Annotated in this window: 9 protein-coding genes; 6 read left to right on the plus strand and 3 right to left on the minus strand. The window is 68.6% G+C overall.

Features of this window, described 5'->3' with window-relative positions; translation table 11 throughout:
• Nucleotides 1-13: 13 nt before the first annotated feature.
• Complete coding sequence (locus WG898_RS08955) at nucleotides 14-2971, minus strand: adenosylcobalamin-dependent ribonucleoside-diphosphate reductase (protein ID WP_444718926.1); 2958 nt, start codon at nucleotides 2969-2971, stop codon at nucleotides 14-16.
• A gap of 248 nt (nucleotides 2972-3219) precedes the next feature.
• Here WG898_RS08955 and WG898_RS08960 point away from each other — a divergent pair, with 248 nt between their 5' ends.
• Entirely contained in the window at nucleotides 3220-3822 is a 603-nt protein-coding gene (locus tag WG898_RS08960) for a diguanylate cyclase domain-containing protein (RefSeq protein ID WP_339602429.1), read from the plus strand.
• Nucleotides 3823-3832: 10 nt separating this feature from the next.
• Here WG898_RS08960 and WG898_RS08965 read toward each other — a convergent pair whose 3' ends face one another.
• Entirely contained in the window at nucleotides 3833-4450 is a 618-nt protein-coding gene (locus WG898_RS08965) for a DUF1134 domain-containing protein (protein WP_339602430.1), read from the minus strand.
• 207 nt (nucleotides 4451-4657) lie between these two features.
• On the opposite strand from WG898_RS08965, the gene WG898_RS08970 reads away from it, so the two are divergent.
• The 4 genes from WG898_RS08970 to WG898_RS08985 all read left to right on the plus strand — a co-directional run bounded on the left by WG898_RS08970 (nucleotide 4658) and on the right by WG898_RS08985 (nucleotide 10301).
• Nucleotides 4658-5095, plus strand: a complete 438-nt coding sequence (locus WG898_RS08970; protein WP_339602431.1) for a hypothetical protein — start codon at nucleotides 4658-4660, stop codon at nucleotides 5093-5095.
• 4 nt (nucleotides 5096-5099) lie between these two features.
• Nucleotides 5100-6236: an MFS transporter gene (locus tag WG898_RS08975; protein WP_339602432.1), complete on the plus strand. Its 1137-nt coding sequence runs from the start codon at nucleotides 5100-5102 to the stop codon at nucleotides 6234-6236.
• Between the two features lie 32 nt (nucleotides 6237-6268).
• Complete coding sequence (locus WG898_RS08980) at nucleotides 6269-6631, plus strand: PilZ domain-containing protein (RefSeq protein WP_339602433.1); 363 nt, start codon at nucleotides 6269-6271, stop codon at nucleotides 6629-6631.
• A 106-nt stretch (nucleotides 6632-6737) separates the two neighbouring features.
• Nucleotides 6738-10301 (plus strand): EAL domain-containing protein, encoded by a 3564-nt coding sequence (locus WG898_RS08985; protein ID WP_339602434.1) that lies wholly within the window; start codon nucleotides 6738-6740, stop codon nucleotides 10299-10301.
• On the opposite strand, the gene WG898_RS08990 is transcribed toward WG898_RS08985, so the two are convergent.
• Complete coding sequence (locus tag WG898_RS08990) at nucleotides 10298-11167, minus strand: alpha/beta fold hydrolase (RefSeq protein WP_339602435.1); 870 nt, start codon at nucleotides 11165-11167, stop codon at nucleotides 10298-10300. The two genes, WG898_RS08985 and WG898_RS08990, sit on opposite strands and share 4 nt — an antisense overlap.
• Nucleotides 11168-11276: 109 nt before the next feature.
• Between WG898_RS08990 and WG898_RS08995 the strand changes: the two genes are divergently transcribed.
• Nucleotides 11277-12419 carry a sensor histidine kinase gene (locus tag WG898_RS08995; RefSeq protein ID WP_339602436.1) on the plus strand — a complete coding sequence of 381 codons (1143 nt, stop codon included), beginning with the start codon at nucleotides 11277-11279 and terminating at the stop codon, nucleotides 12417-12419.
• The last annotated feature ends 65 nt before the right edge of the window (nucleotides 12420-12484 follow it).

A 12484-nucleotide genomic window follows, 5' to 3' on the forward strand; every position in this document is an offset into this window, starting at 1 on the left:
TCAGCTCATCGCCTCACCCACACTGCCCCACATACCCACAAGCGGTGCAGAAGTCGCAGCCGTCCTTGTGGATCATGGTGGCATTGCCGCATTCCGGGCAGGGCTTGCCGGCCTGCACCTGCAGGCTGGTGCTGCTCGACACCGACTTGCCCACGGGCGCTTGCAAGAGGCCCATCTCCACCAGCGGCATGCCCTGCTCGTCCAGCACGCCCAGCATGGCATAACGGTGAATGATGAGGCGCGCCACATAGGCCACGGTGGAGGGCCAGATCTGCTGGCGACGCTCACCCGAGAGGGTAGGCACGGGCGCCATGAAATGGCCCAGGGGCTCGCCCACATTGAGCAGCTTGCGCAGCTTCATGCCTATCCAGGCCGGGTCCATCACGCGCATGTCCAGCGACAGCAGGCGCGCCATGCCGTCCAGCGCCTTGGGATAGTTGCCCGAGAAGCCCATCGCGCAGGGGCGCGTGATGTGGCCGCCCCTACCTGTGGAGTCAGGCGTGGGCAGGCTCACCTCCTTGAGCGTAAGGGTGAACTGCTCGTTGGTGGCGGGGTTGTCCACGTCCACCGCCCAGGCCAGCGTGCCCATGGTGCTGGTGCGCGGCTCCTCGCGGCTGAACATCGCGTCCAGCACCGGGGTGGGGCCGCCCTCCTGCAGCGCGCCAAGCTGCTCGCAGCGCGAGCGGATCACCGCGGCGGTGGCCGAGACCACGCCGGGGAAGAGGCGCGCTTCGCCGTTCGGCGGCATCGGCATCTCAAAGGCGCGCTCCTCGGCCACGGTGGCCAGGGCGTCGAGCTTGAGGCGCAGCCAGGCCGCGTCATTGGTGCGCAGGTCCATCGAGAGCGTCTTGGCCACGGCCGCCAGGCCGCGCGGCTGCTCGGCGCCGTTCACCCACACCTCGAAGGGCAGGTTCTTGCCGAACAGGCCGGCGTCCGGGCCCTCGGCCGGCAGCTCGCCGACGAAGAGCGCGAAGTCGCCATGCGGGTGGCGGATCATGTAGCTCCAGGCCGGATTGCCGCCGGGCAGCTCGGGCCGGCTGGGCCAGCGCAGCGAGGCCAGCACCGCGGTGGGCAGGCGCTCGACGCGCAGGCGCTGGTTGGTGCCGTCGGTGACGACGGGCTGCAGCGGTTCCGGCGATGCGGCCGGCTCGACGCTCAGCACCGAGCCCAGCACGCTATTGGGCCGGTAGGTGGCCAGGCCCTTGAGCCCGGCCTTCCAGGCCTGGTTGTAGAGATCCTGGAAGTCGGCGTAGGGATAGTCGGCCGGCACATTCACCGTCTTGGAGATCGCGGTGTCGACAAACGGCGCCACCGCCGCCACCATCAAGGCATGGTCCGAGGCCGACAGCTCCAGCGCGGTCACGAAGGCATCGGACAAGGGCGCATCGCTGCCGAACATATGGCGGTACAGGCGCCAGGCATGGTCCTCCACCGCATATTCCTTGAAGGAACCGTCGGGCATGCGCTTCTTGCGCGTGTAGCTCCAGCTGAAGGCGGGCTCGATGCCGTTGCTGGCGTTGTCGGCGAAGGCCAGGCTGATGGTGCCGGTGGGCGCGATCGAGAGCAGGTGCGAGTTGCGCAGGCCCTGGGCGCGGATCTTGTCCTTCAGGCCTTGCGGCAGGCGCGAGGCGAAGTTGCCGCCCGAGAGGTAGAGGTCGGCGTTGAAGAGCGGGAAGGCGCCGCGCTCCACTGCCAAGTCGGCGCTGGCCTCGTAGGCGGCATTGCGCATCAGCTCGCTGATGCGGCGCGCCACATCGCGCGCGGCCTCGCTGTCGTAGCGCTGGTTCAGCATCACCAGGGTGTCGCCCAGGCCGGTGAAGCCCAGGCCGACGCGGCGCTTGTTGCGCGCCTCCTGCTGCTGCGCGGGCAGCGGCCAGGGCGTCACGTCAAGCACGTTGTCGAGCATGCGGGTGGCGACCTTGCAGACCTCGGCAAAGCCCTCCTCATCGAAGCTGGCGTTCGGGCCGAAGGGGTCGCGCACAAAAATCGTCAGGTTCACCGAGCCCAGGCAGCAGCAGCCATAGGGCGGCAGGGGTTGCTCGGCGCAAGGGTTGGTGGCGGCGATCGACTCGCAGTAATGCAGATTGTTGTCGGCGTTGATGCGGTCCAGGAACAGCACGCCGGGTTCGGCATGGTCGTAGGTGCTGCGCATCACCTGGTCCCACAGCGAGCGGGCCTTGAGCTTGCGGTAGACCCACAGGCCGTCGCCGCGCTGGTAGGCGCCGGCGGCGCGCTGCTTGGCGCCGGGCTCGGCCTTGTGCGTGAGCTCCACCTCGGCGTCGGCCTCGATGGCCTGCATGAAGGCATCGGTCACGCCCACCGAGACATTGAAGTTCTTCAGGTCGCCATGGTCCTTGGCGTGGATGAACTCCTCGATGTCCGGGTGGTCGCAGCGCAGCACACCCATCTGGGCGCCGCGCCGGCTGCCGGCGGACTCCACCGTTTCGCAGCTGCGGTCGAACACGCGCATATAGCTGACCGGGCCCGAGGCGCTGCTCTGGGTGGAGCCGACCCAGGCGCCGCGCGGGCGGATGCGCGAGAAGTCGTAGCCCACGCCGCCGCCGCGGCGCATCGTCTCGGCGGCCTCGGTGAGCGCGGTATAGATGCCGGGATGGCCGTCATCGACGGAGGCGATCGAGTCGCCCACCGGCTGCACAAAGCAGTTGATCAGGGTGGCGGTGAGCTCGGTGCCGGCGGCCGAATTGATGCGGCCGGCGGGCACGAAGCCGCGGCGCTGCGCGTCCAGGAAGCGGGCCTCCCAATGGGCCCGGGCCTCGGGCGCCTCGGCCTCGGCGAGCGCGCGCGCGACGCGCTGGCGCAGCTCGTCCAGGGTCTGTTCATCGCCCTTGGCGTATTTTTCCAGCAGCACTTCGGCACTGATGTCCTGCGCCGGCAGGGCCGAGGCGGGGGCCAGGGCGATGCGCGGGGCGGAGGCGGGCGTGTCGGTGTGGGCTGGGGTGGGCGGTGTCATGCGGGGGCTCCAAATACCTGTATGTATGAACAGATTCGTGATCTTGCCGGCATCTTAGCGCCGCGGTTTTGACCCTGGTCACTGCAAGCCGGCTCGGCCCACACCGGCGTTCGCACTGGTGAGTGCCCACTCGCGCGCGGCATGCTGCGCTGCCTGACTGCAACAAGATTTACCGCCCGGCCGGGACTTACCCTGCTTGCGCCGCGCGAGGGCGCCGGCTATGCGCCGTGGCGCGCTATGCTGCGAGCATGCCAGCCCCCGCCCAGCCTGAGGAGGAACTGGCCGCGCTGCAGCGCGCCCTGCGCGACGCGCCGGCCAATGCGGCCCTGCACGAGCGCCTGAGTGCCCTGCATGAGGCCAGCGGCGATCTCGCCGCGGCGCTGGCCCATTACAAGCTTTTCCACCGCTTCAGCCTGCAGGCCGCGGCCGCAGGATCTGCCGCGCTCACGCGCGCCGAGCTGGAGCAACGCCTGCCCGAACTGCTGGCGCTGGCGCGCAGCCAGGGGCAATCGCTGTGCCTACTGAGCCTGAGCCTGGACGGCCCGGCGGACGCCGCGGCGCAACAGGACCTTACCGATCTCCTGCGCGGCCAATGCCGCCAGCGCGACCTGGTGGCCGGCCATGGGCAGGAGGCGCGGCTGTTGCTGCTGGTCGATGTGGACCTGCCCATCGCGCGCCGGGTCTGCGAGCGCGTGCGTGCCGCCTGGGCACAACAGAGCCAGCTCAGCTTGAGCCTGGGCCTGACGGCCTGGCGTGGTGCCGGGGACGATGTGGGCAAGCTGCTGGCGCGCGCCGAAACGGCGCTACAGGCCGCCAGCCGGGCCGGCGGCAACTGCCTGCGCGCCGGCTGAACGAGCGTGTTCAGAAGGGGTTGTAGGACTTCTCGCGCCGGTAATGCACATAGCCGACGCTGGCGCCCGCGCGCAGGCCCACGCCCAGGCGTATCGGCGCCAGCGTGATGCCCTTGCTGCGCTGGTAGTTGATACCGGCGCCGCCGATGTAGTAAAGGCTGCCGTCCACACCCGGGAAGCGCTGGTAGATCGCCGCGATGCTGGGCAGCTTGTAGACCAGGGTGAAGACCTTGGAGGCATTCGCGCCGGCGTCGAAGCCGATCGAGGGCCCGGCCCAGTAGACGCGCGCGCTGCCGCCGCCCTTCAGCTGCAGCACGCCATCGCCGTAGCGCACCCCCACGGTCAGCGCCGCGGAGGCTTCCTCGCCCTTGATATAGCCATTCGGCCGCCCCTGCTCCTTGAAGGCCTTCTCGATCACCTTGGCCAGGCCCTCGGTGGTGCTGCCGAAAAACTCGGTGGCGGCGTGAAGAATGGAGTCCTCGTCATAGGTGTTGTCCTGCTTGGGCGCGGTGTCAAGCGCCAGGCTGGGCAGGGCCAGGCCGCCCAGGCCCAGCAGGGTGGCGCCGCCGCCCATTTGCCTGAGCATGGCGCGGCGCGCGCGCAGGCTCGTGTCGATGTCTTGCTTCATGCTTGGATCCTTTCGATTGACAGCCTAAGCCAGGGCGGTCGGCAGGCGCGTCGGGCGGCTGCCCGTTTGTAAGCAAAAACCACCCCCCCCTTCTTGGGGGCAAGCATAGCCAGCATGGCGTGACATTGTTCATGTTCATGCCAGCACCGCTGCGCCTAGACTGCCCAGTCCCTGGGAGGGGATAGCCGAGAGAGGAAGCTTCCGACCATGATGCAGGACCTGTCCAGGCTCGCCCTGGCGCTGGAATATGTCGACCTGGCGGCCGGCCATTTCCTGGCCGGCGGCAGCGAACATGCCGCGCGGCTGCTGGCCACCGCCGGCGAGACCCTGCTGGGCGACCTGGCCCGGCTGGTGAACGACGACACCCATGGCAGCGGCGTGCAGGACCTGCTGGCCAGCATCGCGCGTGCGCATATGCCGGCCGCCCTGCCGGCCCCGCATTCGCAGATGCGCCAGCAACAGCAGACCCTGGCACGCGCCGGGCGCATGGGCGAACTGCCCGAGGACGCCGCCCGACAGGCCACCGCGGCGCTGCTGCGCGCCTGCTGGTATCTGCTCGAGTCGATGGGGCTGGAGACGGTGGCGCCCGAGCGCTTGCGCCGGGCCATCGAGCTCAGCACGATCTGGGCCGAGGTCACCATCTAGCGCTGTGCGGCCGCTCCCCCTCATCGTCATCCTGCTGGTGCTCAACCATGTGGCCTTCAGCGGCAGCCGCATCGCCGTGGCGCTGTTCGGCATCAAGCTGGGCGCCACGCCGCTGGTCGTCGGCAGCCTGATGGCCACCTACGCCCTGCTGCCGGCCCTGCTGTCGGTGCGCGTGGGGCGCTGGATCGACCGCGACGGCCCGAACCGTCCCATGCTGCTGGGCTCCATGGGTGTCGGCCTGGGCACCCTGCTGGGCTTCGCGCTGCCGGGCCTGGCCACGCTCTACCTGACGGCGGTGGTGGTGGGCCTGTCCTTCATGCTGATCAATGTGGCGACCTATCACGCCGTGGGCGAGATGAGCCTGCCCGAGGAGCGGCCGGTGAACTTCAGCTATGTGGCGCTGGGCTTCTCCACCTCGACCTTTGTGGCGCCCATGCTCACCGGCCTGTCGATCGACGCGCTGGGCTACCGCGCCGCCTTCCTGATCCTGGCGCTGTTCACGGTGCTGCCGGTGACGGCGCTGGCCGCCGGCCTGCTGCCTGCCCACCAGCGCCACCAGAGTCCGCAGGCCCAGCGCGCCGGCCATGTGTTCGAGCTGCTGCGCGATGCGCCGCTGCGCCGGCTCTTCATCGCCATGGCCATACTCACGGTCGCCTGGGACATCTACAACTTCGCGATCCCGGTCTACGGCTCGCAGATCGGCCTCACGGCCTCGCAGATCGGCATCGTGATGGGTGCCTTCGCGGCCGCCACCTTCGCGGTGCGCCTGGCCATGCCCTTCATCGCCCAGCGCCTGCAGCCCTGGCCCCTGCTGGCCGCCTCGCTGCTGACCGCCGGCCTGGCCTATCTGGCCATGCCCTTCACCCACAGCGTGGGCATGCTGATGCTGCTGACCTTTGTGCTGGGCCTGGGCCTGGGCGCCCCGCAGCCCATGGTGCTGACCCTGCTGCACCAGGCCGCGCCCGCCGGTCGCGCCGCCGAGGCACTGGGCCTGCGCACCACCCTCATCAACAGCAGCCAGACAGTGATGCCGCTGGCCTTCGGCGCGCTTGGCGCGGCGCTGGGCGTAGCGCCGCTGTTCTGGGGCATGTCCGGCGCGATGCTGCTGGGCAGCTTGTATGCCCGCCGCAGCACGCGCTGAGTGCTAGCATCAATCACGCTCAGGAGCCCGCGATGAACCAGGAACGCCGCCACTTCGCCCGCGTCGCATTCGATGCACCGGCGCAGCTCACCACCACCGAAGACCGCCTGCCCGTCAAGCTGCTCGACATCTCGCTCAAGGGCGCGCTGCTGCAGCTGCCGCGCCCCGACGCCATCGCCGCCGGCATTCCCTGCCTGCTGAAGGTGGAGCTGGACGGCGAGGACAGCCGCATCACCATGGCGGCCGAGGTGGCCCATGTGGACGGCGATCATGCCGGCCTGCTATGCCGCAGCATCGACATCGAGAGCATCACCCATCTGCGCCGGCTCATCGAGGTCAACCTCGGCGAGGCCAGCCTGCTGGAGCGCGAGCTGAAGGCCTTGATCGCCGGTTGATCCGGCAGGGGCGAACGCTGTCGCGCCTGGCCCCGGCTCTCGCCGGCCGACTGGCCTTGGGCGCACGGTGGGTGATGTCGACGGATTGAACTGGGAGGTTTTCCGCATGCATCAAACGGCAGCATCAAGCAGCAAGGAAGCAGCAGGACTGCTCGCCAGGCTGGAATTTCTCGAATTCACACCGCAGGATGCCCAGCTGCTGGCCGAATTGCACGAAGAGCTGGAAGGTCACAAGCAGCAATTCGCCGACACCTTCTACGCCCACCTCTGCAAGTTCGAAGCCTTGCGAAAGCTGATTCCGCCCAAGGGGCTGGATCACCTGAGCAAGATGCAGTCGCGCTACTTCTCCTCGCTCACCGAGGGCAGGTACGACGCCGACTATGTGCGCGAGCGCCAGCGCGTCGGCCTGGTGCACCAGCGCATCGGGCTGGCGCCCGACTGGTATCTGGGCGCCTACCGCAAATACCTGGCCGAGCTACATCCGGTGCTCCTGGGGGCATGCAAGGGCGACGCGGCGCGTTTTGCAACGGTGCTGAACGCCATCTTGAAGATCATCTTCTTCGACATCGGCATTGCCCTGGACGCCTACTTCGGCGCCGACAAGAAGGCCGTCGAGGAGGCCCGCGAAGTGGCCGAGCAGGTGAACCATGTGTTCCAGGCCACCTCGCTCAATACCGGCGAGGAATTCCTGACCGGGCTGTGCAGCGAATTGGCGGCGACGCTGGGCCTGTCCTTTGCCATGGTGGCACGCTTCGCCGATCACGATGGCCGGCGCGCCGAAACCCTGGCCCTGGTACACCAGGGCCAGGTGCTCGCCAATTTCGGCTATGCGATGGCAGATACCCCTTGCGACAATGTGCGCGAGAAGGGCCTGTGCATCTATCCGGCGGGCATACAGGCGCTGTTTCCGCGCGATCTGCTGCTCGCCGAGATGGGCCTGGAGAGCTATGCCGGCATCCCGCTGCACGACCGCAACGGCAAGCCCCTGGGCGTGCTGGCGGTGTTTTGCACCGCGCCGCTGCCCGACCCCGAGCGGGCCGGACGCTTGTTGCAGGTGTTCTCGCTGCGTGCCGAAACCGAGCTCGAACGACTGCAGGCCGCGCGCCGCCTGGCCGACAGCGAGGCACGCTTGCGCAGCGCCTTCGATCAGGCCGCCGTCGGCATCGTCCAGACCAGGCCGGACGGCGAGATCTGCCTGGTGAATGCCTGCGCCTGCGCCCTGCTGGGCATACCGCCGCCGCCGGAGCCGCACGGTGCCTTGCTGCAGCGGGCCATGGCCCCGTACCACGGCATGCTCGCCGAATTGGCGCAGGATCCAAAGCGGGTGCTGCGTGCCCAGCGCCGTGTGGAATTGCCGGGGGATGGCACGCAATGGCTGGCCCTGACCGCCTCGGCCATCGTCGATGCGGCCGGGCAGATGACCCATATGCAACTGGTGTTCGAGGACATCAGCCAGCGCAAGCAACTGGAACAAACCCTGCACCTGTACGGCCGTGCCCTCGCCTCCAGCAGCTCGGGCATTCTCATCACCGACGCCCTCGCGCCGGACCAGCCCATCGTGTTCGTCAACGACGCCTTCTGCCGCATGACCGGCTACGAGCGCGCCGAGGTGATGGGGCGTAACTGCCGATTTCTGCAGAGCGCGGACCGACAGCAGCCCGAACTGACCATCCTGCGCGAGGCGCTCAGCCAGCAGCGCGAGGCCCATGTGGTGCTGCGCAACTACCGGCGCGACGGCGGCATGTTCTGGAACGACGCCCTGATCTCGCCGGTGCCCGATGAGCAGGGCCGGGTGACCCATTTCATCGGCATCCAGACCGATGTGAGCGAGAAACGAATGTACGAGGAGCAGCTCGCCTACCAGGCCACGCATGATCCGCTCACCGGCCTGCCCAACCGCACGCTGCTGGACGACCGCCTCGACCAGGCGCTGCGGCGGGCGCAGCGCCACGGCGGCGCGGTGGCGGTGCTGTTCCTGGATGTGGACAGCTTCAAGTTCGTCAACGACAGCTTTGGTCACAGCACCGGCGACCTCTTGCTGCAGACGCTGGCCGCACGCCTGCATGCACGGCTGCGCGACGGCGACACGGTGGCGCGCTATGGCGGTGACGAGTTCGTGGTGCTGCTGAACGATCTGACCGAGCCAACCAACGTCAACACTATCTGCGAGGGCATTCTGCGCGCCATGGCGCTGCCGCTGGAACTGCAGGGTCAGGAGTTCCAGCCCTCGCTGAGCATAGGCGTCGCGCTCTATCCGCACGACGCCAAGGACAGGGACAGCCTCTACAAGTTTGCCGACATGGCCTTGTACCGTGCCAAGGAGCTGTCGCGCGGCGGTTATCGCTTCTTCTCGCAGGACATGAACACGCTCACGCTTGAGCGGGTGAAGCTCGAGTCGGCGCTGCGCGTCGCGCTGCGCCAGGGCGACCTGGACCTGCACTATCAACCCATCGTCGATCTGCGCGACGGCCGCGTCGTGGGCGTCGAGGCGCTGGCGCGCTGGACCCATGCCGAGCTGGGCGCGGTGGCGCCGGATCGCTTCATCCGCGTGGCCGAGGACTGTGGATTGATCGCTGCCCTTGGCCTGTGGGTGATGCGCCGCGCCTGCAGGGATCTGCGCGGCTGGCTGAACGCCGGCCTGGGCGAGATCTACGTCGCCGTCAATGTGTCGGCGCGCCAGTTCCGCGAGCCCGACCTGGTATCGAGCTTCGAAGCCTGTCTGCAGGAGTTCGACATCCTGCCCTCCCAATTGACCCTGGAGATCACCGAGTCCGTGCTGCTGCACGACATGGCCGCCAACGAGCGCACCCTGCACCTGCTCAAGCAGCTGGGCTTTTCGCTCGCCATGGACGACTTCGGCACCGGCTACTCCTCGCTGTCCTATCTCAAGCGCCTGCCCTTCGACACTGTGAAGATCGATCGGTCCTTCATCCGCGACGTGGCCTGTGATCAGAGCGACAAGGCGCTGGCCAGGTCGATCGTGTCGATGGCGCATTCCCTGGGCATTCGGGTCGTCGCGGAGGGCGTCGAGACCGAAGCCCAGTGCCGTCTGCTGAGTCAGACATGCTGCGATCTGATTCAGGGCTATTTGTTCTCCCCGGCACTCCCGCCGGGCGAGCTCGCGGCGCTCATGCGCGACGGGCTGCGCCTGCCCGAACACCTGCAGCGCGCGCAGCGCCCGGTTCGCACGCTGCTGCTGGTGGACGACGAGCCCAGCGTGACGGCGGCGCTGAAACGCCTGCTGCATCGCGATGGCTACCGGATCCTGACCGCCGCCAGTGCGCTCCAGGGACTCGAGTTGCTGGCACAGCACGAGGTCGGGGTGATCGTGTCGGACCAGCGCATGCCCGGCATGGTGGGCACCGATTTTCTGCGCGCCGCCAGGCAGCATTACCCGAACACCATACGGATCATCCTGTCGGGCTACACCGAGCTGGAGTCGGTCACGCGTGCGGTCAACGAGGGCGCCGTCTATAAATTCCTCACCAAGCCCTGGGACAATGACGAGCTGCGCGAGCATATCGCCGAGGCCTTCCGGCTCAGGGAGCTGGCCGATGAGAACGGCCGCCTCGACGCCGAGATACGCAGTGCCAATATGGAACTCGCCGCGGCCAACCGCCGACTGCAAGCGGCGCTGAGCGCTCAGACCAGCAAGCCTGCGGCGGTCTAGCGCGCGCCTTCGGGCCCGGCTTGCGTCAAGAAGCGCCGCAGCACCGCATAGGCCGCATCTGGATCGTCGCGCCAGGCGCCGTGGCCGACGCCGGGGAAGCGCGCCAGCTGCATCCACCGCGGCGGCAGGGCTGCGGCGATCTCCAGCGCGTCCTCCAGCGGGCAGACCGGATCGTCCTCGCCCACCATCACCAGCACCGGGCATTGCGCGCGCGCCAGCCCCGGCCGCAGGTCCAGGCCCTGCATTTCGCCGGCCGCAAAGTGCAGCAGGATGTCGGTGTTGAGCAGCACGCGCGCGCCGGCATCCGGGTCGATGGGATCGCGGGTGTTGTAGAGCTTGCGACAGCCGGTCCAGTAGGCGGCCCAGGTGTCGGCATTGGGTGTGCTCCAGAAGGCGCGCGCCAGCTCGCGTGCCACCGGCCCGCCCAGGCGCTCGAACACCGCCAGCTTGCGCGCCAGACCCATATGGTGCGAGGTGCTGGAGAGCACCACCCTGGACGCATGGCCGGGGTGGCGCGCCAGGTAATGCTGGGCCACAAAACCGCCAAAGCTCTGGCCCAGCACGATGGGTTTGACCAGGCCCAGCGCGTCCGACAAGCGCACCACGTCGTCGGCCCAGTGGTCCAGCGTCCATTCGCTGCGCGGGCGCGGGTCGCTGCGGCCATGGCCGCGGTGGTCGTAATAGATGATCTGGGCCACATCGGCGAGCGCGCCAAAGCCGGGCTTGAAGGCCGAATGGTCAAAGCCGGGCCCGCCATGCATGCAGATCAGCGTCGGCAGCTCGCGCATCAGCGCGCCGTCGGGCAGCAGGCCGGGGCCTTGCACATCGACAAACAGGCGCACGCCCGGGGCAATCTCGATTCGCATGAATTTCACTCCTTGTGGCCAGTATGCCCTGGCCAGGTTTCGTCGCCGCATGGCGGCGCCGGTCGCAAGGCGCTCGCGCCGGCTGGTTGGCGGCGGCAGAATCGCTGCCATGCCCTCCCTCCCCAACAGCCCCGCTGCCGCCTTTCGCGCGGTCTTCAACCTGCGCGTGCTGGCGGCCATGGTGGGCCTGTGCCTGCTGTTCGCGGGCTCGCGCGTGCTGACCTGGTATGTCGGCTACAGCGAGCTGGACAAATGGCTGATGGGCTGGCTGAGCTACACGCGCCAGACCCTGATCTCGGGCTTTGTACTGCTCCTGCTGATCGGCTGTGCCGAGGCCTGGCTGGTGCAATGGCCGCTGCAAACGGAATTGGCCAAGCGCCTGCTGCGCGCCGGCGCGGTGCTGCTGGGGGCAGCCCTGGGCGTCCTGCTGCGCAACCGCGTGGCCCACTGGCTGGACCCGGCGCGCGTCAAGTTCGAATGGAGTTGGTTCTTCAGCCTGCTGCTGCTGTGGAGCGCACTGGGGGGGCTGGGCTACGCGCTGTTCCTGAAATCGCAGCGCGCCAGCCTCAGCCGCCAGGCGCTGGCCGAGGCCAGGCTACAGAGCGAGCGCCTGCAGATACGCCAGGTCGAGGCCCAGGTCTCGGCGCTGAATGCGCAGATCGAGCCGCATTTCCTCTTCAACACGCTGGCCAACGTGAAGCGCCTGTACGAGACCACACCCGAGCGTGGCCGCGACATGCTGGGCCATTTGATCGCCTATCTGCGCTCGGCCCTGCCTAGCATGCGGCGCAGCCAGTCCAGCCTGGGCGAGGAGCTGGCCCTGGTGCGCAACTACCTCAGCATCCTGCAGATGCGCATGGGCCCGCGGCTGCGCTTTCGCATCGAGGTGCCCGAGGCGCTGCAGCCCGCGGTGCTGCCGCCCATGGTGCTGGCCACCCTGGTGGAGAACGCCATCAAGCATGGACTGGGGCCCTTGCCCGAGGGCGGCGAGATCTGCATACGCGCCGCACGGAGCGAGCCACCGGGCGAGGCACAGCGCCTGGTGATCGAAGTCCAGGACAACGGCCATGGCTTCAGCGCCAGCGCCGGCAGTGGCGTCGGCCTGGCCAACACGCGCGCGCGCCTGCAAGCCATGTTCGGCGACGCCGCCCGCCTCGAACTGGAGACCGCCAGCCCGCGCGGCGTGCTGGCGCGCCTGCACCTGCCGCTGCTGGAGCCAGCGGCGGCCGAGCATGCGGAGGCCCTTGCGTGAGCGCCGCGCCGGGCCGCCCCAAGCAAGCTCGCTCCCGCGTGGCGGGACAGGCCGCAGGCCGAAGG

Source organism: Paucibacter soli (assembly GCF_037482845.1).
In the GTDB taxonomy this organism is placed as follows: Bacteria; Pseudomonadota; Gammaproteobacteria; order Burkholderiales; family Burkholderiaceae_C; genus Paucibacter_B; species Paucibacter_B soli.